Origin of the sequence: Streptomyces sp. NPDC096079 (assembly GCF_040303145.1) — a bacterium.
Classification (GTDB): domain Bacteria; phylum Actinomycetota; class Actinomycetes; order Streptomycetales; family Streptomycetaceae; genus Streptomyces.
The window spans coordinates 290,988-313,583 of the sequence record NZ_JBEOST010000004.1; the positions used below are offsets into that span (position 1 = coordinate 290,988).

At 69.5% G+C, this 22,596-nt stretch carries 15 protein-coding genes; 12 read left to right on the plus strand and 3 right to left on the minus strand.

The window, feature by feature from the left end; genetic code table 11:
• Positions 1–12: 12 nt before the first annotated feature.
• Entirely contained in the window at positions 13–2,742 is a 2,730-nt protein-coding gene (gene acnA, locus ABTY59_RS11665; RefSeq protein WP_403537655.1) for an aconitate hydratase AcnA, read from the plus strand.
• Between the two features lie 70 nt (positions 2,743–2,812).
• Here the strand turns inward: acnA and ABTY59_RS11670 are convergent, their stop codons facing one another.
• Positions 2,813–3,742 carry an FG-GAP repeat domain-containing protein gene (locus ABTY59_RS11670; protein ID WP_352018724.1) on the minus strand — a complete coding sequence of 310 codons (930 nt, stop codon included), beginning with the start codon at positions 3,740–3,742 and terminating at the stop codon, positions 2,813–2,815.
• Between the two features lie 528 nt (positions 3,743–4,270).
• On the opposite strand from ABTY59_RS11670, the gene ngcE reads away from it, so the two are divergent.
• The 10 genes from ngcE to ABTY59_RS11720 all read left to right on the plus strand — a co-directional run bounded on the left by ngcE (position 4,271) and on the right by ABTY59_RS11720 (position 17,564).
• Positions 4,271–5,713: an N-acetylglucosamine/diacetylchitobiose ABC transporter substrate-binding protein gene (ngcE, locus tag ABTY59_RS11675; protein WP_352018725.1), complete on the plus strand. Its 1,443-nt coding sequence runs from the start codon at positions 4,271–4,273 to the stop codon at positions 5,711–5,713.
• Between the two features lie 105 nt (positions 5,714–5,818).
• Positions 5,819–6,748, plus strand: a complete 930-nt coding sequence (locus ABTY59_RS11680) for a carbohydrate ABC transporter permease (RefSeq protein ID WP_352018726.1) — start codon at positions 5,819–5,821, stop codon at positions 6,746–6,748.
• Positions 6,748–7,686, plus strand: coding sequence for a carbohydrate ABC transporter permease (locus ABTY59_RS11685; protein ID WP_352018727.1), 939 nt, complete (start codon positions 6,748–6,750; stop codon positions 7,684–7,686). Before ABTY59_RS11680 ends, ABTY59_RS11685 begins: the two co-directional genes overlap by 1 nt.
• A 161-nt stretch (positions 7,687–7,847) precedes the next feature.
• Positions 7,848–9,059: an ROK family transcriptional regulator gene (locus ABTY59_RS11690; protein WP_352018728.1), complete on the plus strand. Its 1,212-nt coding sequence runs from the start codon at positions 7,848–7,850 to the stop codon at positions 9,057–9,059.
• A gap of 122 nt (positions 9,060–9,181) precedes the next feature.
• Positions 9,182–10,246, plus strand: coding sequence for a sugar ABC transporter substrate-binding protein (locus ABTY59_RS11695; RefSeq protein WP_352018729.1), 1,065 nt, complete (start codon positions 9,182–9,184; stop codon positions 10,244–10,246).
• A gap of 278 nt (positions 10,247–10,524) precedes the next feature.
• Entirely contained in the window at positions 10,525–11,313 is a 789-nt protein-coding gene (locus ABTY59_RS11700; RefSeq protein ID WP_352018730.1) for an ATP-binding cassette domain-containing protein, read from the plus strand.
• Complete coding sequence (locus tag ABTY59_RS11705; protein ID WP_352018731.1) at positions 11,310–12,602, plus strand: sugar ABC transporter permease; 1,293 nt, start codon at positions 11,310–11,312, stop codon at positions 12,600–12,602. The genes ABTY59_RS11700 and ABTY59_RS11705 overlap by 4 nt, the downstream gene beginning before the upstream one ends.
• 232 nt (positions 12,603–12,834) lie before the next feature.
• Positions 12,835–14,754 (plus strand): 1-deoxy-D-xylulose-5-phosphate synthase, encoded by a 1,920-nt coding sequence (gene dxs, locus ABTY59_RS11710; RefSeq protein WP_352018732.1) that lies wholly within the window; start codon positions 12,835–12,837, stop codon positions 14,752–14,754.
• A 155-nt stretch (positions 14,755–14,909) separates the two neighbouring features.
• On the plus strand, positions 14,910–16,388 hold the full coding sequence (locus tag ABTY59_RS11715) for an amino acid permease (RefSeq protein WP_352018733.1): 1,479 nt from the start codon (positions 14,910–14,912) through the stop codon (positions 16,386–16,388).
• Positions 16,389–16,487: 99 nt separating this feature from the next.
• Positions 16,488–17,564, plus strand: a complete 1,077-nt coding sequence (locus ABTY59_RS11720) for a PLL family lectin (RefSeq protein ID WP_352018734.1) — start codon at positions 16,488–16,490, stop codon at positions 17,562–17,564.
• A 75-nt stretch (positions 17,565–17,639) separates the two neighbouring features.
• Here ABTY59_RS11720 and ABTY59_RS11725 read toward each other — a convergent pair whose 3' ends face one another.
• Both ABTY59_RS11725 and ABTY59_RS11730 read right to left on the minus strand, forming a co-directional pair.
• Positions 17,640–19,778, minus strand: coding sequence for a 3-hydroxyacyl-CoA dehydrogenase NAD-binding domain-containing protein (locus ABTY59_RS11725; protein ID WP_352018735.1), 2,139 nt, complete (start codon positions 19,776–19,778; stop codon positions 17,640–17,642).
• Positions 19,775–20,989, minus strand: coding sequence for a thiolase family protein (locus tag ABTY59_RS11730; protein WP_352018736.1), 1,215 nt, complete (start codon positions 20,987–20,989; stop codon positions 19,775–19,777). Before ABTY59_RS11730 ends, ABTY59_RS11725 begins: the two co-directional genes overlap by 4 nt.
• A 259-nt stretch (positions 20,990–21,248) precedes the next feature.
• On the opposite strand from ABTY59_RS11730, the gene ABTY59_RS11735 reads away from it, so the two are divergent.
• Positions 21,249–22,586, plus strand: coding sequence for a hypothetical protein (locus tag ABTY59_RS11735; RefSeq protein WP_352018737.1), 1,338 nt, complete (start codon positions 21,249–21,251; stop codon positions 22,584–22,586).
• Positions 22,587–22,596: the final 10 nt, after the last annotated feature.

A 22,596-nucleotide genomic window follows, 5' to 3' on the forward strand; every position in this document is an offset into this window, starting at 1 on the left:
ACGCGCACATATATGAAGGAGACTGTCGTGTCGGCGAACAGCTTCGACGCCCGCAGCACGCTGCGCGTGGGCGACAAGTCGTACGAGATCTTCAAGCTGGACAAGGTCGAGGGCTCCGCGCGCCTCCCTTACAGCCTGAAGGTCCTTCTGGAGAACCTGCTCCGCACCGAGGACGGCGCGAACATCACCGCCGACCACATCCGGGCCCTCGGCAGCTGGGACTCGCAGGCCCAGCCGAGCCAGGAGATCCAGTTCACGCCGGCGCGCGTGATCATGCAGGACTTCACCGGCGTGCCCTGCGTCGTCGACCTCGCCACCATGCGTGAGGCCGTCGCCGCGCTCGGCGGCGACCCGGCGAAGATCAACCCGCTGTCCCCGGCCGAGATGGTCATCGACCACTCCGTCATCGCCGACAAGTTCGGCACCAACGACGCCTTCGCGCAGAACGTCGAGCTGGAGTACGGCCGCAACAAGGAGCGCTACCAGTTCCTGCGCTGGGGCCAGACCGCCTTCGACGACTTCAAGGTCGTCCCGCCGGGCACCGGCATCGTCCACCAGGTGAACATCGAGCACCTGGCCCGCACGGTCATGGTCCGCAACGGCCAGGCGTACCCCGACACCCTCGTCGGCACCGACTCGCACACCACCATGGTCAACGGCCTCGGTGTGCTCGGCTGGGGCGTCGGCGGCATCGAGGCCGAGGCCGCCATGCTCGGCCAGCCGGTCTCCATGCTCATCCCGCGCGTCGTCGGCTTCAAGCTGACCGGCGAGCTGCCCACCGGCACCACCGCCACCGACCTGGTGCTGACCATCACCGAGATGCTGCGCAAGCACGGTGTCGTCGGCAAGTTCGTCGAGTTCTACGGTGAGGGCGTCGCCGCCACCTCCCTCGCGAACCGCGCCACCATCGGCAACATGTCGCCGGAGTTCGGCTCCACCGCCGCGGTCTTCCCGATCGACGGCGAGACCCTGAACTACCTCAAGCTCACCGGCCGCTCCGAGGAGCAGGTCGCGCTCGTCGAGGCGTACGCCAAGGAGCAGGGCCTCTGGCTCGACCCGGCCGCCGAGCCCGACTTCTCCGAGAAGCTGGAGCTCGACCTCTCCACGGTCGTCCCGTCCATCGCCGGCCCGAAGCGCCCGCAGGACCGCATCGTCCTCGCGAACGCCGCCGCGCAGTTCGCCCAGGACGTCCGCAACTACGTCGCCACCGCCGACGAGGCGGGCGAGGAGTCCTTCCCGGCCTCCGACGCCCCGGCCGTCAGCAACGGCGTCCCGTCGAACCCGGTCGAGGTGACCGCCCCCGACGGCTCCACCTACACCCTCGACCACGGCGCCGTCACCGTCGCCGCGATCACCTCCTGCACCAACACGTCGAACCCGTACGTGATGGTCGCCGCCGCGCTCGTCGCGAAGAAGGCCGTCGAGAAGGGCCTGACCCGCAAGCCGTGGGTCAAGACCACCCTCGCCCCGGGCTCGAAGGTCGTCACCGACTACTTCGACAAGGCGGGCCTCACCCCGTACCTCGACAAGGTCGGCTTCAACCTCGTCGGCTACGGCTGCACCACCTGCATCGGCAACTCCGGCCCGCTGCCGGAGGAGGTCTCCAAGGCCGTCAACGAGCACGACCTGGCCGTGACCTCGGTGCTCTCGGGCAACCGCAACTTCGAGGGTCGCATCAACCCCGACGTCAAGATGAACTACCTGGCCTCCCCGCCGCTGGTCGTCGCGTACGCCCTCGCGGGTTCCATGAAGGTGGACATCACCAAGGACGCCCTCGGCGTCGACCAGGACGGCAAGCCCGTCTACCTGGCCGACATCTGGCCGTCGGAGGCCGAGGTCAACGACGTCGTCGCCGGTGCCATCGGCGAGGACATGTTCAGCAAGTCCTACCAGGACGTCTTCGCGGGTGACGCCCAGTGGCAGGCGCTGTCGATCCCGACCGGCAGCACCTTCGAGTGGGACGCCGAGTCCACCTACGTCCGGAAGCCCCCGTACTTCGAGGGCATGACGATGGAGACCACCCCGGTCACCGACATCACCGGCGCCCGCGTCCTGGCCAAGCTGGGCGACTCGGTCACCACCGACCACATCTCCCCGGCCGGCGCCATCAAGGCCGACACCCCGGCCGGCAAGTACCTCACCGAGCACGGTGTGGAGCGTCGTGACTTCAACTCCTACGGCTCGCGCCGAGGCAACCACGAGGTCATGATCCGCGGCACCTTCGCCAACATCCGCCTGCGCAACCAGATCGCGCCGGGCACCGAGGGCGGCTACACCCGCGACTTCACCGTCGAGGGCGCGCCCGTGTCGTTCATCTACGACGCCTCGCAGAACTACCAGGCCGCCGGCACCCCGCTGGTCATCCTGGGCGGCAAGGAGTACGGCTCCGGTTCGTCCCGCGACTGGGCCGCCAAGGGCACCGCGCTCCTCGGCGTCAAGGCCGTCATCACCGAGTCGTACGAGCGCATCCACCGCTCGAACCTCATCGGCATGGGCGTCCTCCCGCTCCAGTTCCCGGCCGGCCAGTCGGCCGACTCGCTCGGCCTGACCGGCGAGGAGACCTTCTCCATCACCGGCGTCACGGAGCTGAACGAGGGCACCACGCCGAGCACGGTCAAGGTCACCACCGACACCGGTGTCGAGTTCGACGCGGTCGTCCGCATCGACACCCCCGGTGAGGCGGACTACTACCGCAACGGCGGCATCATGCAGTACGTGCTCCGCAACCTGATCCGCGGCTGACACACCTGCTGAACGGCAAGGGCCCCGCTCCTCGGAAGAGGAGCGGGGCCCTTGTGCTGCCCGTGGGCGATCAGAACATGATGCGGTAGGTGTTCCAGCCGCTGGTGCCGATGAGGGCGCGCTGCTTGAACGGCGAGGCCGCGTTGCCGGTGCCGCTGTAGCGGTACAGCCTGCCGGCGGTGTCCCGCGCGAGCAGGTCGCTGTTGCCGTCCCAGTCGAGGTCGCCGACACCCAGGAGGAGGTTGTAAGAGCCCCAGTTGGTGCCGATCTTGACGCGGCCGGCGAAGGGCTTCTTGTAGTCGCCCGTGCCCTTGTAGAGCCACAGGATGCCACTGCCGTCGCGGGCGACGATGTCGGCCTTGCCGTCGCCGCTCAGATCGCCGACGCCGGCGATCTGACCGTAGGCGTTCCAGCCGGTGCCGACCTTGACGCGCGTCGCGAGCTTGCCGTTCCCGTAGCCGAGGTACAGCCACAGGTTGCCGGAGGCGTCGCGGGCGATGATGTCCGCGGCGGCGGCGCCACCGAGCGAGCCCGGCGAGAGCACCTTGTTGTATGCGTTCCAGCCGCTGCCGACGTTCACGAACGTGCTGGAGGGCGACTCGCTGGCGACGTAGCCGAGGACACCGTTGGTGTACCAGACCCAGGCGTCGTCGGCGTAGCCGTCTCCGTCGTTGTCCGCCTGCTGGGCGTACTTGACGCTGCCCCAGGTGCTGTTGTCGTACTGGCGGCCCTCGTAGCCGCCGGAGCCGTTCGGCTTGTACCAGTACAGGTACTGGCCGTCGACACCCTGCAGGGTGCGGTGCTCCACGGCCGAGGAGGCCGCGAAGGCGCTCGCCGCGGAGGCGGACGGGGCGCTGAGGGTCGAGCGGGCGGCGGTGGCGCCCTGCGGAGCGTCAGCGGCGACCGCGGCGGTCGTGGTGCCGACGAGGGCGGCCGTTATCGCCGCGACCGTGACACGGGACAGGACGCCCGTGCGGTTCAGGCCAGAAGAGTTGGCCACGTAGTACTCCAGATCCGTGTGGAATAGGGCAGGTCCCACCGCGCACGCGTGCCGGGGGCAGGGGCGGCGGGATCTCTATGATCCAGGATCCTTCTCACGAGATCTTCACCGGGCAACTGGTTTGTGACACAACTGTTTCGATCTCGATCATTTGTCCGCTTTGCCCTTTCCCTCCTGTGGGCCTTCGCGCGCCTCCGTCGCCCGCCCGCGAGAAGGGGTGAGGCTGATGTTCTGTCAAGGGTGTTGCGTGGCGAATGGTTGGACGAAACGCCGCAGATCCAGCGTGCTTATCCCGGAGGTCTCAACTCGGGAAAGATGGTCGTGCAAACCTGGTTTCGATCTTGCTCCCGTGAAGGGAAGTGGACTATACCTGTCGGCGTCCAGCCAGTCGGAGCAATCCGACGACGGCCCGACGCGTGCACGACCCGGCTGCAAATGACCGCGGTGGCGGGGCCCTTCGCCTGTGGCGAGTGAGAAACGGGCGACCGGTACACCGCCTGAGTCCTGAATGAAGGCGAGGACTTGAGCATGGGATCCACCTCCGCACACAACGGTGAGGGCCTCGGCCGTCGCGATCTGATCAAGCGTTCCGCCGCTATCGGTCTGATCTCCGTACCGACGATGAGCTTCCTGTCGGCCTGCGCGAGCAGCGGTGACGGCGGCAACGAGAAGGTCGAAAAGGGCACGAAGTCCGACAAGAACCCGCTCGGGGTGAACGACTCGGCCCCGATGGAGTTCGTCCTCTTCGACGGCGGATTCGGCCAGCAGTACGCCAAGGACGCGATCAAGGTCTACGAGACCAATTACCCCAAGGCGAAGGTCAAGTTCACCCCGACCCAGAAGATCACCACCACGCTGCAGCCGCGCTTCAACGGCGGCACCCCGCCGGACCTCATCGACAACTCCGGCGCCGAGCAGATGGACATGGGTGTCCTCGTCGGCCAGAAGCAGCTGATGGACCTCACCCCGCTCCTGGACGCGCCGTCCATCGACGACCCCGCCAAGAAGGTCCGCGAAACCCTGCGGCCCGGCATCATCGAGATGGGCCAGTTCGAGGGCGACCCGGTGTGGATCATGTACTACGCGTACACGGTCTACGGCGTCTGGTACTCGCAGAAGCTGCTCGACTCCCTCGATGCCAAGTACCCCGAGACCTGGGACGAGATGCTGGCCGTCTGCGAGAAGGCCAAGAAGAAGGGCATCGCGGGCTGGACGTACGCCGGCAAGTACCCGTACTACGTCCCCTTCTCGCTCTACCCGATGATCGGCAAGGTCGGCGGCCGCGAGGTCCTCGACGCCATCGACAACCTGGAGCCGAAAGCCTGGGAGCACCCCGCGGTCAAGGCCTGTTTCGAGGCCTACTACGAGCTGGTGAAGAAGGGGTACATCCTCCAGGGCACCCCCGGCCTCGACCACATCCAGTCGCAGACCGCCTGGACCGAGGGCAAGGCGCTGTTCATCCCGAACGGCTCCTGGGTCGAGAACGAGGCCGCGAAGACCATGCCGGCCGACTTCAACCTGGCCGTCTCGGCCCCGACCGGCATCGACTCCTCCGACAAGCTGCCCTTCGGCACCATCTGGGCCTCCGGCGGCGAGCCCTTCATCGTCCCGGCGAAGGCGAAGAACCCGGAGGGCGGCCTGGAGCAGCTGCGCATCATGCTCAGCGAGGCCTCGTCCAAGAACTTCACGCAGTCCGTGAAGTCCCTGACGGCCTTCAACGGCGGCACCGACGGCATCGAGCTGACCCCGGGCCTCAAGTCCGGTGTCGCCGCCCTGGAGAAGGCCGGCCAGAACGTCGTCAACCCGCGCCTCCAGGACTGGTACGTCGCCCTCCAGAAGGAGAAGATCGGCGTCGCCGGCCTCGGCGAGATGATGGCCGGCCGCGCGACCCCGGCCGAGACGATCAAGAAGATCCAGAAGTACGCCGACGAGGCCGCCAAGGACTCGAGCATCAAGCACTACAAGCACTGACGCACAGCGCCGGGGCCCCTTCCCGCCGACCGGGAGCGGGCCCCGGCTCCTTCGCGCGCGGCACCCGCGGCGCGCCTGGCGCGGGAAAGATCGGGGTCGGTAGGAATGCAACACGGCAAGTACCGTTTCATCGTGGGGTTCCTGGTGGTCCCCCTCGCGCTCTACGCGCTGTTCGTGATCTGGCCGTTCATCCAGGCCATCTACTACTCGTTCACGGACTGGACCGGGCTGAGTCCCGAATTCGGGATGGTCGGATTCGACAACTACAGCCGCATGCTGGACGACGAGATCTTCTGGAAATCGCTCCAGCACAGCCTGATCTTCGCGGTGGTGCTGCCGCTCGTGACCGTCGGGCTTGCGCTTTTCTTCGCGTTCATGCTGAATGTCGGCGGACGGAGTCGCAAGGGCGCCGCGATCTCGGGTGTGCGCGGGTCCTCGTTCTACAAGATCGTCTATTTCTTCCCGCAGGTGCTGTCGATCGCGATCGTCGCGCTGCTGTTCCAGTTCGCGTACAACCCGAACAGCGGAGCCATCAATTCCGTATTGAAGGGCGTCGGCCTCGGCAGCGTCCAGCCGGACTGGCTCGGTGACCCGGACCTCGCCCTGATCTGCGTGATGGCGGTCCTCGTCTGGTCCACGGTCGGTTTCTTCGTCGTCCTCTTCTCGGCGGGCATGGCGTCCATTCCGAGGGACTTCTACGAGGCGGCCCTGCTCGACGGCGCGAACCGCTTCACGACCTTCTTCAAGATCACCCTGCCACTGCTCTGGGACACCGTGCAGTCGGGCTGGATCTACATGGGCATCCTCGCGCTCGGCGCGGAGTCCTTCGCCGTCGTGCAGATCATGACCGTCGGCCCCAACGGCGGCGGGCCGGACTTCTCCACCATCGTCCTTCCGCTGTACGTGTACCAGAAGGCGTTCCGGGACGGTCAGGCCGCCTACGCAACGACCATCGGTGTCGCGCTCCTCGTCGTCACGCTCGCCTTCGCGGCCGTCGTGATGAAGCTGGGCCGACGCGAGCGGCTGGAGTTCTGATGAAGACGACCGACACCGCCTCCACCGGCGTCGAGACCCCCGGCTCCCCGGCGGGACCGGGCCCCGCGGCGACCAGGACGGCGCCGTCCTCCCCGCGCAGGACCGCCAAGGCCGAGGGCGCCACCCTCAACGTCTTCTCGCACGGCGTCCTGATCATCTGGGCGATCATGGTCGTCATGCCGCTGCTCTGGGCGGTCATGACCTCCTTCAAGACCGACAAGGCGATCTTCACCTCGCCGTGGTCGCTGCCCGACGGACTGCACTTCGAGAACTGGTCGCGCGCCTGGACCGAGGCGCACATGAGCGACTACTTCCTGAACACCCTGCTGGTGGTCGGCGGCTCGCTCCTCGGCACGCTCCTCTTCGGATCGATGGCGGCGTACGTCCTGGCACGCTTCGAGTTCCCGGGCAACCGCTTCATCTACTTCCTCTTCATCGGAGGGATGAGCTTCCCGATCATCCTGGCGCTCGTGCCGCTGTTCTACGTGATGCAGAACATGGCCCTGCTCAACACGCTGCACGGCCTGATCCTGGTCTACATCGCGTACTCGCTGCCCTTCACCGTCTTCTTCCTCACGGCCTTCTTCCGCACCCTGCCGACCTCGGTGGCGGAAGCGGCCTTCGTCGACGGCGCCTCGCACACCCGGACCTTCTTCCAGGTGATGCTGCCGATGGCCAAGCCGGGCCTCATCAGCGTCGGCATCTTCAACTTCCTCGGCCAGTGGAACCAGTACCTGCTGCCGACCGTGCTCAACACCGAGCCGGACCGGAAGGTGCTCTCGCAGGGCCTCGTCCAGCTCGCCGTCAGCCAGGGCTACAAGGGCGACTGGTCAGGGCTCTTCGCCGGCCTCGTGATGGCGATGCTCCCGGTCCTCGCCGCGTACATCATCTTCCAGCGGCAGGTGGTGGCCGGCCTGACCGCCGGCGCCGTGAAGTAGCCCCGCTCCCGCGTTCTCCGGGCCCCCGCCGCAGCCGCGGCGGGGGCCCGCCGCGTCGTGTGACACTCACCGTCCGACACTCAAGGTCTTGACGGGGACCAAGGCGAAAGCGTCCCCTTAGAGTTCACATGTTGGAGAAAACGGTGGGAGTGAGTGAGTCGATGGAGACTCCGGGGTCGCAGACGTCTCTGCACAGGGCCAATCTCGAACGGGTCGTCCGGGCCGTACGCATGGCCGGGTCGCTCACCCAGGCGGAGATCGCCCGGACGACGGGCCTCTCCGCCGCGACGGTCTCCAACATCGTGCGGGAGTTGAAGGACGGCGGCACCGTCGAGGTCACGCCCACCTCCGCGGGCGGCCGCCGGGCCCGCAGCGTCTCGCTCTCCGGCGACGCCGGCATCGTGATCGGCGTGGACTTCGGCCACACCCACCTCCGGGTCGCCGTCGGGAACCTCGCCCACCAGGTGCTGGCCGAGGAGGCCGAACCGCTCGACGTGGACGCCTCTGCGGCCGAGGGCTTCGACCGGGCCGAGCAGCTGGTCAAACGGCTGATCCGGGCCACCGGCATCGGCTACGACAAGGTGATCGGCGTCGGCCTCGGCGTGCCGGGCCCGATCGACGTCTCCTCCGGGACGCTCGGGTCGACCTCGATCCTGCCGGGCTGGAGCGGCATCAACCCCGCCGACGAGCTCTCCGGGCGGCTCGGCGTCCCGGTGCACGTGGACAACGACGCCAACCTCGGCGCGCTCGGCGAGCTCGTCTGGGGCAGCGGCCGGGGCGTCAAGGACCTGGCCTACATCAAGGTGGCCAGCGGCGTCGGCGCCGGGCTCGTCATCGACGGGCGGGTCTACCGGGGGCCCGGCGGCACCGCGGGCGAGATCGGGCACATCACGCTGGACGAGTCGGGCCCGGTCTGCCGCTGCGGCAACCGCGGCTGCCTGGAGACCTTCACGGCCGCGCGCTACGTCCTGCCGCTGCTCCAGCCGAGCCACGGCCCCGATCTGACCATGGAGCGGGTCGTCCAGCTGGCCCGCGAGGGCGACCCCGGCTGCCGCCGGGTGATCGCCGACGTCGGACGGCACATCGGCAGCGGCGTCGCCAACCTCTGCAACCTCCTCAACCCCAGCAGGGTGGTGCTCGGCGGCGACCTCGCCGAGGCCGGTGAGCTGGTCCTCGCACCCATCAGGGACTCCGTCTCGCGGTACGCGATCCCCAGCGCCGCCCGTCAGCTCTCGCTGGCCCAGGGGGCCCTCGGCGGCCGCGCCGAGGTGCTCGGCGCGCTCGCCCTCGTACTGAGCGAAATGGGCGATTCGACCCTGTTGGAGAGTGCGCTGCCCGCTGCGGCGCCGACCTCCCGTCTTGCCTTCACTTAGATAACGAACACCGTCGTTGTCATCTCGTTAAGAATTTACTTCTTGACGTCAACGTTGCAGCCGAGTTGACTTCGTGCCACCTCGGCCGCAACGTCGCGGCCTCGTCAGGGAGGCAACCCCACATGAACGCAGTGACGCGCCGCGCCGTCATAGCCACGGCCGCGGTCTCGATGGCCCTCTCGCTCGCCGCCTGCGGTAAGGCCGGCGGCGACGACAGCGGCGACAAGGGCAGCTCGACCAAGATCGGTCTGCTCCTGCCGGAGAACAAGACCTCGCGCTACGAGGCCCTGGACAAGCCCCAGTTCGAGAAGGCCGTCAAGGCCGCCTGCTCCGACTGCGAGATCGTCTACAACAACGCGGTCTCCGACGTCGTGAAGCAGAAGCAGCAGTTCGACCAGCTGATCGCCGACGGCGTGAAGGTCATCGCCCTCGACCCGGTCGACGCCGCCAAGGCCGAGGGCTGGGTCAAGGACGCGAAGGCCAAGGGCGTCAAGGTCGTCGCGTACGACCGCGCCGTCCCGGGTGCCGACGCCTACGTCAGCCACGACAACAACAAGGTCGGCGAGCTCCAGGGCCAGGCCCTGCTGATCGCGCTCGGCGCGAAGGCCGCCACCGCCAACGTCGTGATGATCAACGGCGACGAGAAGGACCCGAACGCCGCCCTCTTCAAGAAGGGCGCCCACACCGCCCTCGACGGCAAGGTCGGCAAGATCGCCTACGAGGCCTCCGGCGAGTGGGACCCGAAGGTCGCGGGCGAGAAGATGTCCGCCGCGATCTCCTCGGTCGGCAAGGACAAGATCGGCGCCGTCTACTCCGCGAACGACGGCATGGCCGGCGGCATCATCACCTCCCTCGAGAACGCCGGCGTCAAGGGCATCCCGGTGGGCGGCCAGGACGCCGAGGTCGCGGGCATCCAGCGGATCATCGCGGGCAGCCAGACCTTCACGATCTACAAGTCGCCGCTCCAGCTGGCCCCCGAGGCCGCCAAGTTCGCGGTGAACCTGCTCAAGGGCAAGGACCTCGGCGCCCAGGGCCAGACCGACGGCGTGCCCTCCACCCTCTTCGCCCCGGTCGTGGTCGACAAGACCAACATCCAGTCCACGGTCGTCAAGGACGGCATCTACAAGGCCGCCGACCTCTGCACCGCGGACCTCGCCGCCAAGTGCACCGAGCTGGGCATCAAGTAACCCCGGCTCCGCCCCGCGGGACCCCCTCGGGTCCCGCGGCACGGATCCCGGCCACGCCGCGCCCGTCAGAGGCGCCGCCGCCCGCGTACAGAGGGTGAAGACCCTCGGTAACAAGGCCGGCGCACGGCGACCGGATCCGCCCCCCCCAGCCCGTCCGGTCCCCGGCCGACCCAGACCCCGCTGTCGGTCCGGGGGCCGGACGAGCCCAGCCCCCCTCGAAACTTCGGCGCTGCACCGCCGGCGCGACATGCCGCCGCCCCGTCCGGGCGGCGAAGGAGTTGGTTCACGTGTCCCAGACGCCCGTGCTGGCGTTGCGCGGGATCTTCAAGCGATTCGGAGCGGTTCAGGTCCTCTCCGGTGTCGATCTCGAAGTCCACGCAGGAGAGGTCGTCGCGCTCGTCGGCGACAACGGAGCGGGAAAGTCCACGCTGGTCAAGACGATCGCCGGCGTGCACCCCATCGACGAGGGCGTCATCGAGTGGGAGGGCGAGCGCGTCGAGATCCAGCGCCCGCACGACTCCCAGAACCTCGGTGTCGCGACCGTCTACCAGGACCTCGCGCTCTGCGACAACCTCGACGTCGTCGCCAACCTGTTCCTCGGCCGCGAGATCAAGAAGGGCGGCGTCCTCGACGAGGTCGCCATGGAGAAGCGGGCCAAGGACCTGCTCTCCACGCTCTCCATCCGCATCCCCAGCGTCCGCATCCCCGTCGCCGCGCTCTCCGGCGGTCAGCGGCAGGTCGTCGCCATCGCCCGCGCCCTGGTCGGCGACCCCAAGATCGTGATCCTGGACGAGCCCACCGCCGCGCTCGGCGTCGAGCAGACCGCGCAGGTCCTCGACCTCGTCGAGCGGCTGCGCGAGCAGGGCCTCGGCGTGATCCTCATCAGCCACAACATGGCCGACGTGAAGGCCGTCGCCGACACCGTCGCCGTCCTCCGCCTGGGCCGCAACAACGGCACCTTCCCGGTGGCCACCACCACGCACGAAGAGATCATCGCCGCGATCACCGGAGCCACGGACAACGCCGTGACCCGCCGCCAGGCCCGCAACGCGGAGGCAGCCAAGTGAGCACCACCCCCAGCACCTCCGAGGACACCGTGCCCGAGCCCCGCACCGGCGACGAGCCCGCGGCCGCCGCCGTCCCCGCCGTCGACCCCCGCCTCCTCGTCCGCGAGCAGGGCTTCAAGGGATACGTCGACGAGTTCAAGCGCAAGATCCGCTCCGGCGAGATCGGCTCGCTTCCCGTCGTCGTCGGCCTGATCGTCATCGGCATCGTCTTCCAGGCCCTCACCGGCAACTTCATCACCTCGTACAACCTCGACCAGATCACGCTGTACGCGGTCGGCCCCGGCATCATGGCGGTCGGCATCGTCTTCGTCCTGCTGCTCGGCGAGATCGACCTCGCCGTGGGCTCCGTGGCCGGTCTGGCCGGCTCCGTCTGGGGCGTGCTGGGCACCGACATGCCCGACGGGCTCGCCATCCTCCTCGGCATCCTCTCCGGCACCCTGATCGGCGCCTTCCACGGCCTGGTCTTCGCCAAGATCGGCGTGCCCGCCTTCGTCGTCACCCTCGCCGGCTTCCTCGGCTGGGCCGGTCTCCAGACCTGGGTCATGGGCGACCGCTCGACCATCCCCACCCCGATCGGCAGCTTCGTCGGCGACCTCACCAAGTACTACTTCTCCGACGTCGCCGCCGCCTACGGCCTCGCCGTGGCCGTCGTCGCCGCGTTCTACCTCGCCCAGCTGCGCGACTCCCGCCGCCGCAAGGCCGCCGACCTGCCGCACCGCCCGCAGAGCGAGATCATCCTGCGCACCGCCGTCCTCGCGGTCCTGGTCCTCGTCGCCGCGTACGGCTTCAACCAGGAGCAGGGTCTGCCGCTCTCCCTGGTGATCTTCCTGGTGATCCTGCTGCTCACCGACTTCGTCCTGCGCCGCACCACGTACGGCCGCCAGGTCTTCGCGGTCGGCGGCGGCATCGAGGCCGCCCGCCGCGCCGGCATCAACGTGTCGTGGATCCGGATCTCGGTCTTCATGATCTCCGGCACGATGGGCGCCATCGGCGGTCTCTTCCTCGCCTCCGCGACGGGCGGCGCCGACCGCTCGCTCGGCGGCGGCAACCAGCTGATGATGTGCATCGCCGCCGCGGTCATCGGCGGAACGTCCCTGTTCGGCGGACGGGGCAAGGTCTGGTCGGCGCTCCTGGGCATCCTGGTCATCCAGTCGATCGTCCAGGGCCTCAACCAGATGAACCTGTCCTCGAACGCCATCCAGTACATGATCACCGGGGCGGTCCTGCTCATCGCCGTGATCATCGACTCGGTCTCCCGCCGCACCCAGAAGACCGCGGGTCGCGCGTAACCCCTGTCACACCAGCCCGGCACCGGGAAACCGGTGCCGGGCTCCCGCGCGTCCGGAGCAGTGCGCGGGCCCCTCCGGAGCCCGCACGCGCGCGTACTGCGGCCGTACAGATCAGCGGCTTGTCGGCCGTGAGGGTGACGCCTCACCCCCCGGCCCGATGCCCACGATCCAAGACGGAACATTAGACTCGACAAATCGGCAAGCTCGACCAGCTCAAAGCAAGGAGGAACGGGTGGCTCTGCTGACCCGTATCAGGGGACCGCGAGATCTGGACCGGCTCTCCCCGGAACAGCTGGACCAGCTGGCCGACGAGATCAGGACGTTCCTCGTGGACGCCGTCTCCAAGACCGGCGGGCACCTCGGCCCCAACCTCGGTGTGGTCGAGCTGACCATCGCCCTGCACCGGGTGTTCGACTCCCCGAAGGACAAGGTCCTCTGGGACACCGGCCACCAGAGCTACGTCCACAAGCTCCTCACGGGGCGCCAGGACTTCTCGAAGCTCAAGATGAAGGGCGGCCTGTCCGGCTACCCCTCGCAGGCCGAGTCCGAGCACGACGTCATCGAGAACTCGCACGCCTCGACCGTCCTCGGCTGGGCCGACGGCCTGGCCAAGGCGAACGAGGTCCTGAGGAAGGACGACCACGTCGTCGCGGTCATCGGCGACGGCGCCCTCACCGGCGGCATGGCCTGGGAGGCGCTGAACAACATCGCGGCCGCCAAGGACCGCCCGCTCGTCATCGTCGTCAACGACAACGAGCGCTCCTACGCGCCCACCATCGGCGGCCTCGCCAACCACCTGGCCACCCTGCGCACCACCGACGGCTACGAGCGCTTCCTCGCCCGCGGCAAGGACATCCTGGAGCGCACCCCCGTCGTCGGGAAGCCGCTGTACGAGACCCTGCACGGCGCCAAGAAGGGCCTCAAGGACTTCATCGCCCCGCAGGGCATGTTCGAGGACCTCGGCCTCAAGTACGTCGGCCCGATCGACGGCCACGACATCGAGGCCCTGGAGTCCGCCCTCACGCGCGCCAAGCGCTTCGGCGGCCCCGTGATCGTCCACTGCCTCACCGAGAAGGGCCGCGGCTACCAGCCCGCCCTCCAGGACGAGGCGGACCGCTTCCACGCGGTCGGCAAGATCCACCCCGACACCGGCCTGCCGATCGCCTCCTCCGGCGCCGACTGGACCGGCGTCTTCGCCGAGGAGATGGTCGCGCTCGGCAAGGAGCGCGCGGACATCGTCGCCATCACCGCGGCCATGCTCCAGCCCGTCGGCCTCGACAAGTTCGCCAAGGCCTTCCCCGAGCGGGTCTTCGACGTCGGCATCGCCGAGCAGCACGGCGCCGTCTCCGCGGCCGGCCTCGCCACCGGTGGCCTCCACCCGGTCTTCGCGGTCTACGCGACCTTCCTCAACCGCGCCTTCGACCAGGTCCTGATGGACGTGGCCCTGCACAAGTGCGGCGTCACCTTCGTCCTGGACCGGGCCGGTGTCACGGGCACCGACGGCGCCTCGCACAACGGCATGTGGGACATGTCGATCCTCCAGGTCGTGCCCGGCCTGCGGCTCGCCGCCCCGCGCGACGCCGACCAGGTCCGCGCCCAGCTGCGCGAGGCCGTCGAGGTCACCGACGCCCCGACCGTGGTCCGCTTCTCCAAGGGCGCCGTCGGCCCGGCCGTCCCCGCCCTGCGCCGCGTCGGCGGCATGGACGTGCTCCGCGAGCCCGGCAGCGACAAGCCGGACGTCCTCCTGGTCTCGGTGGGCGCCCTCGCGCCCATGTGCCTGGAGATCGCCGACCTCCTCGACCGCCAGGGCATCTCGACCACGGTCGTCGACCCCCGCTGGGTCAAGCCCGTCGACGAGGCCCTCGCCCCGCTCGCCGAGCGTCACCGGGTCGTCGTCACCGTCGAGGACAACAGCCGCGTCGGCGGTGTCGGCTCGGCCGTCGCCCAGGCCCTGCGCGACGCCGGCGTCGACGTACCGCTGCGTGACTTCGGCATCCCGCCGCGCTTCCTCGACCACGCCTCCCGCGGCGAGGTCCTGGCCGAGATCGGGCTCACCGCCCCCGACATCGCGCGCCAGGTCACCGGTCTGGTCTCGCGCCTCGACGGACGGTTCGAGAGCAGCAGCCAGGCCGTGGAGCCCGCCCGCGACTGACGGAACCCGTCACACGGCGTCACCTTTGGGCCGGTCGGCTCACTCTTCGGAGTGCCGACCGGCCCTTTCGCGTGCATTCTGTCTCCAGGGCGGGCAGCCCCAAGGCAGGGAGGTGCGATGTGAGTACGGACCAGCAACCACGCGCCAATTCCGGATTGTTCCGGACCAAGTCGGTCGAGCAGTCGATCCGCGACACGGAGGAGCCCGAGCACGCGCTCAAGAAGTCCCTGTCGGCCTGGGACCTGACCGTGTTCGGCGTCGGCGTCATCATCGGCACCGGCATCTTCGTCCTCACGGGCAAGGTGGCCAAGGAGAACGCCGGCCCGGCCACCGCGCTCGCGTTCGTCGCCGCCGGCATCGTCTGCGCCCTGGCGGCCCTGTGCTACGCCGAGTTCGCCTCGACGGTGCCGGTGGCGGGATCGGCGTACACCTTCGCGTACGCCTCGATCGGCGAGCTGCCCGCCTGGATCATCGGCTGGGACCTGGTCCTGGAGTTCGCCCTGGGCACGGCGGTGGTCGCCGTCGGCTGGTCCGGATACGTCAGATCCCTGATGGACAACATCGGCTGGCACCTGCCCGCCTCGCTCGAAGGACCGGACATCGAGGGCGGCACCTTCGACATCCTGGCCTTCCTGCTCGTCCTCGTGCTGACCGTGGTCCTCGTCCTCGGCATGAAGCTCTCCGCCCGGATCACCGCGGTCGTCGTCGCGATCAAGGTGACCGTCGTGATGATCGTGATCATCGCCGGTCTCTTCTTCATCGTCGGCGACAACTACAAGCCCTTCATCCCGCCGGCCGTCACCCCGCCCGGCGGCACCTCGGGCTGGGACTCCCCGATGGTCCAGCTGATCTTCGGCTACGAGCCGACGAACTTCGGCGTCATGGGCATCTTCACCGCCGCCTCCGTCGTCTTCTTCGCCTTCATCGGCTTCGACGTGGTGGCCACCGCCGCCGAGGAGACCAAGCTGCCGCAGCGGGACATGCCCCGGGGCATCCTCGGCTCCCTGCTCATCTGCACCGTGCTGTACGTGGCCGTCGCCCTCGTCGTGACCGGCATGCAGCACTACACCGAGCTGTCCGTGAGCGCCCCGCTGGCCGACGCCTTCAAGGCCGCGGGACACCCCTTCTACGCGGGCGTGATCAGCTTCGGCGCCGCCGTCGGCCTCACCACGGTCTGTCTGATCCTGCTCCTCGGCCAGACCCGGGTCTTCTTCGCGATGAGCCGCGACGGCCTGCTGCCGCGCTTCTTCTCCGTCACGCACCCCCGGTTCAAGACCCCGTACCGGCCGACCGTCCTGCTCGGTGTGATCATCGCCATCGTCGCCGGCTTCACCAGCATCAACGAACTCGCGACCCTGGTGAACATCGGCACCCTCTTCGCCTTCGTCGTCGTCGCCGTCGGCGTCATGGTGCTCCGCCGGACCCGCCCCGACCTGCCGCGCGCCTTCCGCACCCCCTGGGTGCCCGTGCTGCCGATCCTCTCCATCGCCGCCTCCGTCTGGCTCATGCTCAACCTGCCGGGCGAGACCTGGTTCCGGTTCGCCGTCTGGATGCTGATCGGCTTCGTCGTGTACTTCCTGTACGGGCGCGGTCACAGCCGGCTCGGCCGCGAGGGCCGGGAGGCGCGCTACTGAACGGATGAGGCCGCAGGCGCGGCGGAGAGCGTCCGGGAGGGCGACTACAGTCGGTTCGTACCCGAACTCCTCCCGACGACCGGAGTGCTGGATCCCCCCATGGCGAATCGATCCCAGGCCCCCACCGACCGTTCCCACGGCCCCGCCGCCCCCGTGCTCCAGGGCGGCTGGCTGACCAGAGGGGAGGAGGGCCGGTTCAGCGCCTACCTGCCCCGGGACGGCGAGGTGGTGCGCTGGACCGAGGAGCCCGGCGGCTGGAGCGGCCCGGTCTCCCTCGGCGGCGCCGGGCTCACCCCGTTCCTCGCGGTCGGCCAGGGCGCCGACCGCTATGTCCACCTCGTCGGTCTGCGGCCGACGGGCGGGGACGAGGGCCACGTCGAGCTGGTGCACGCCGTCCAGTTCCAGACGGGCCGTCCCGCGGCCCCCTGGCGCTCCCTGGGGCACTCGAACGGCAAGGGCCCCTGGACGGGCAACCCGGCCGTCGCCGTCGACGCCCAGGGCCGCGTCTACGCCTTCATGCGCAACGGCGGCGGCGGCATCAGCGTCCGCGCGCAGAAGGACGCCGGCGGCTGGCACCCGTGGTGGGACCTGCTCGGTTCCAAGACCGACCCGTCGCCGGTCGCCCTCACCAACGGCTCCGGTCTCGTCGAGCTGTTCAGCTCGCACGCCAAGGGCCTCGTGCGCTACGTGCAGCGCGAGCCCGGCGCGAAGCCGCTCCGCGAGGAACTCCTGCCCGCCTCGGTGACGATGGGCACCCTCACGGCCGTGACGGGGCCCTCCGGGCACGTCACGCTGTTCTACCTGGACCAGGAGGGTCAGGTGTGCGCCTGGTCGCCCGAGCGCGGGCTGGCCCCGACCGCGCTGGGCAAGGCCGTCGGCACCGGGCGCCTCTCCGCCGGGCGCTGCGTCGTCGACGGCGTCGACCGCACGGTCCTCGCCCAGCAGTCCGAGGACGGGCGCCTCGCCCTCGCCGCGTACCCCAGCGAGCGGGAGGCCGAGGGCCTGGCCTGGTCGGAGACGGGGGACCGGCAGGGGGAGCTGGCCACCGTCCTCGCCCAGGGGGTCGACGGCGGTCTCGTCGCGATGGCGGTGTCCGACGGCCGCGCGCCCGTCACCACCCGTCAGAAGCAGGGCGGCGAGGGGCTGCTGCTCGAAGGCTGGCGCTCCATAGGGTGACCCCGCCCGCGACACGGGAAACGGCCCCGGCACCTGTGCGAGGTGCCGGGGCCGTCGTCTTGACGCGTCCGGGTGTTACGCCGGGACGCTCGCCACGCCCTGGGCCAGGAAACGCTTGCCGTTGACGCGCTCGGAGACGCCCTCACGGTCCAGGTACGGCGTGATGCCGCCCAGGTGGAAGGGCCAGCCCGCGCCCGTGATCAGGCAGAGGTCGATGTCCTGCGCCTCGGCGACGACACCCTCCTCCAGCATCAGGCCGATCTCCTGCGCCACCGCGTCCAGGACGCGGTCGCGGACCTGCTCCTCGGTCAGGACGACGTCGCCCTGCTTGAGGAGGGCGGCGACCTCCGGGTCGAGCTCCGGCTTGAAGCCGTTCTCGGCGTTGTAGACGTAGAAGCCGCGCTTGCCGGCCTCGACGACCGCCTTCAGGTTGGGGGAGACCGTGAAGCGCTCGGGGAAGGAGCGGTTCAGCGTCTCGGAGACGTGCAGGCCGATCGCCGGGCCGACGAGCTCCAGGAGCACCAGCGGCGACATCGGCAGGCCGAGCGGCTCGATGGCCTTCTCGGCGGTCTCCACCGAGGTGCCCTCGTCGATGACGTTCTGGATCTCGCCCATGAAGCGGGTGAGGATGCGGTTCACGACGAACGCCGGGGCGTCCTTGGTGAGGACCGCGGTCTTCTTCAGCTTCTTGGCGACGCCGAAGGCGGTGGCCAGGGAGGCCTCGTCGGTCTTCTCGCCGCGGACGATCTCCAGGAGCGGGAGGATGGCGACCGGGTTGAAGAAGTGGAAGCCGACCACGCGCTCCGGGTGCTGGAGCTTGGAGGCCATCTCCGAGACGGAGAGCGAGGAGGTGTTGGTGGCGAGGATCGCGTGCGCCGGGGCGACCGCCTCGACCTCCGCGAACACCTTCTGCTTGACGGACATCTCCTCGAACACGGCCTCGATGATGAAGTCCGCGTCCGCGAAGCCCTCGGCCTTGTCGAGGACACCGGAGACCAGGCCCTTGAGACGGTTGGCCTTGTCCTGGTTGATGCGACCCTTGCCGAGCAGCTTCTCGATCTCGGCGTGGACGTAGCCCACGCCCTTGTCGACGCGCTCCTGGTCGATGTCGGTCAGGACGACCGGCACCTCAAGGCGGCGCAGGAAGAGCAGGGCGAGCTGGGAGGCCATCAGACCGGCGCCGACGACACCGACCTTGGTGACCGGGCGGGCCAGCGACTTGTCCGGGGCGCCGGCGGGGCGCTTGCCGCGCTTCTGCACCAGGTTGAAGGCGTAGATGCCGGAGCGCAGCTCGCCGCCCATGATCAGGTCCGCGAGGGCCTGGTCCTCGGCGTCGAAGCCCTTCTGCAGGTCGCCGTCCTTGGCGGCCGCGATGATGTCGAGCGCGCGGTAGGCGGCCGGGGCGGCGCCGTGCACCTTGGAGTCGGCGATGGCGCGGCCCTTGGCGACGGCCTGGTCCCAGGCCTCGCCGCGGTCGATCTCGGGGCGCTCGACGGTCACGGAGCCGTTCAGGACACCGGCGGTCCAGATCAGCGACTGCTCCAGGAAGTCGGCACCCTCGAACAGCGCGTCGGCGATGCCGAGTTCGAAGACCTGCTTGCCCTTGAGCTGGCGGTTCTGGTTCAGCGAGTTCTCGATGACGACCGAGACGGCCTTCTCGGCGCCGATCAGGTTCGGCAGGATCGCGCAGCCGCCCCAGCCGGGCACCAGGCCGAGGAAGACCTCGGGCAGCGAGAAGGCCGGCAGGGCCTTCGACACGGTGCGGTAGGTGCAGTGCAGACCGACCTCGACGCCGCCGCCCATGGCCGCGCCGTTGTAGTACGCGAAGGTCGGCACGGCGAGTGCGGAGAGGCGCTTGAAGACGTCGTGGCCGCCCTTGCCGATGGCGAGCGCCTCGTCGTGCTTCTTGAGCAGCTCGACGCCCTTGAGGTCGGCGCCGACGGCGAAGATGAACGGCTTGCCGGTGATGCCGACGCCGACGATGTCACCGTTCGCGGCCTCGGCCTCGACCTGGTCGATCGCCGCGTTCAGGTTGGCGAGGGACTGCGGGCCGAAGGTGGTCGGCTTGGTGTGGTCGAAGCCGTTGTCCAGCGTGATCAGCGCGAACCGGCCCGCGCCCGCGGGCAGTTCGAAGTGCCGTACGTGGGCGCTGGTGACGACCTCGTCCGGGAAGAGCTCGGCGGCGCCCTTCAGAAGCTCGGCGGTGGTGCTCACTTGCCCTCCCAGTGGGGGTTCTCCCAGATGACCGTCGCGCCCATGCCGAAGCCGACGCACATGGTGTTGAGGCCGTAGCGGACCTGCGGGTTCTCCTCGAACTGGCGGGCCAGCTGCGTCATGAGGCGGACGCCGGAGGAGGCCAGCGGGTGACCGTAGGCGATCGCGCCGCCGTACTGGTTCACGCGGGCGTCGTCGTCGGCGATGCCGTAGTGCTCGAGGAAGGCGAGGACCTGGACCGCGAAGGCCTCGTTGATCTCGAAGAGGCCGATGTCCTCGATGGACAGACCCGCCTGCGCGAGGGCCTTCTCGGTGGCCGGGATCGGGCCGTAGCCCATGACCTCGGGCTCGACGCCGGCGAAGGCGTACGAGACGAGACGCATCTTGACCGGGAGGTCGTTCTCCCGGGCGAAGTCCTCGGAGGCGATGATCGAGGCGGTGGCGCCGTCGTTGAGGCCGGCCGCGTTGCCCGCGGTGACGTTGCCGTGGACGCGGAACGGCGTCTTCAGGTTGGCCAGCGACTCCAGGGTGGTGCCCGGGCGCATCGGCTCGTCGGCGGTGACCAGGCCCCAACCGGTCTCGCCGCCCGCCGGGTCGGTGCGGCGCACCGAGATCGGCACCAGGTCCTGCTGGATCTTGCCGTCGGCGTACGCCTTGGCGGCCTTCTCCTGCGAGCGCACGGCGTACTCGTCGGCGCGCTGCTTGGTGATGCTCGGGTAGCGGTCGTGCAGGTTCTCGGCGGTCATGCCCATGAAGAGGGCGGACTCGTCGACGAGCTTCTCCGACACGAAGCGCGGGTTCGGGTCGACGCCCTCGCCCATGGGGTGGCGGCCCATGTGCTCGACGCCACCGGCGATGACGGCGTCGTACGCGCCGAAGGCGATCGAACCGGCGACGCTGGTCACGGCCGTGAGGGCGCCGGCGCACATGCGGTCGATGGAGTAGCCGGGCACCGACTGCGGCAGGCCGGCGAGGATGCCCGCCGTGCGGCCGAGGGTGAGGCCCTGGTCGCCGATCTGCGTGGTCGCGGCGATGGCGACCTCGTCGATCTTCGCGGGGTCGAGGGCCGGGTTGCGGCGCAGCAGCTCCCGGATGGCCTTCACGACGAGGTCGTCGGCGCGGGTCTCGTGGTAGATGCCCTTCGGGCCCGCCTTGCCGAACGGGGTGCGGACGCCGTCGACGAAGACGACGTCCCTGACGGTACGAGGCACGATGGCTCTCCTCCAGGGTGCGGGATGGCACTGCTGCTGCGGCCCACGCCTAAGCGTGCGCTTGCTCCCCCCATGCTACTTGTGGGTAACCAAGCTGCCCACCCCCTGAGGCCCAAGCGGCGAAGGTCACACCGCGAGAGCGGGACGCGAGGGGCGTCTGGCAGTCTGGCGCCGACGGTCCATGATCACGACGGAGCCGCCGTCGGACCGTGAATCCACAGGGGGAGACATGCCCATCGAGGCGATCGACACCACACGCATGCCGAAACCGCTTGTCACGCGCGCCGCCACGGACTCGCAGCGCAGCCAGATGCAGTCCTTCGCCGTCGACAGCGCGGCCCAGGAGCTCTACGTCCTCCAGTGCCTGCCCGGCGGCATCAGGCTGCACGACGAGCTGGGCAGGTCCGACAAGGACGTGGACGGCCAGCACCGCGCCTACCAGGGCGATCTGCTGTGCACCCGGATGACCCTCGACGGCCGGGTCATGGACCGCATGTACCTGCGCGGCTTCGGCCACGGCACCTCCTTCGGGGTCGTCCCGAGACCCGGGGGAGGCGTCGACCTCTGGCTGGAAGGGCTCGCCAAGCCCTGGAAGCCCTTCCCGACGGACGACACGGTGGTGTACGCCGAAGGCCGCGCCGTGGCCACCACGCCGTACGTGCCGTGGGACCCCGCCACCAACGAGGCCGTGGACTGCACGGACGGGACCCGGGTGCGCGTGTTCACCCCGGCGGGCCGCGACGCGTTCCACTTCCCGGCCGTCGACGCCCGCGCGGGCCGGATCGTGATCGGCAGCAGGGTGGGCGAGCCGGTGGCCGGAAACCCCTACCGGTACACGCGGCACCTGCTCGCCGACGCCCCCCGGACCCCCGAGGGCGCCTGGACGGCCGACCACGCGCTCACCCGCGTCCAGCCGTACCCGCAGGGCCTGGCGACCTTCGGCGACCACCTCTACGTCTGGACCGGCCACCCCCTGGAGGACGACGCCGCCGTCGCCACCCTCCACTGGCCCTCGGAGGGGCCCCTGCAGTACACCCGGATCCGCCGCGTGCCCGGGGACGACGTCATCCGGGAGCCCGAGGGCATCGCCGCCTGGACCCCGGACGGCGGGGGAGAGACCGGCACCCGCCTCGTCCTCGGCTTCGCGGAGTCCCACTACCTGACGGACGGCAGGACCCGCTCCCCCCGCACCTTCACCCTGAAGTACCTGCCCGCCCCCGCCGAGCCCGACCTCGGCGTCGAGGTCCTCGTCGACTGGACGGACATCACGCTGGCACCCGGTGTGACGTCCGGGTTCACCTCGCGCGCGCCGCAGGCCCGGCTCATCGCCCTCTCGGGACAGCGGCTGCTCCAGCTCTCCGGCAAGGTGGACTGCTCGTTCTCCGACGCCACCAAGGGCAGCCCCCTCGGCACCCTCCCGGCCGCCCTCCGCCCCGGCGTCGATCTGCACGCCGGCTGCCCCCGCAACGCGCGGGACGGCTTCGCGACCTGCCGGGTCGAGGCCAACGACGACGGAACGCTCTACGTGTACGGCGCCACCCCCGACAACACCGTCGACTGGGTCCAGCTCGACAACTTCTCCGTCCCGTGGGTCTGACCGCCGCGCG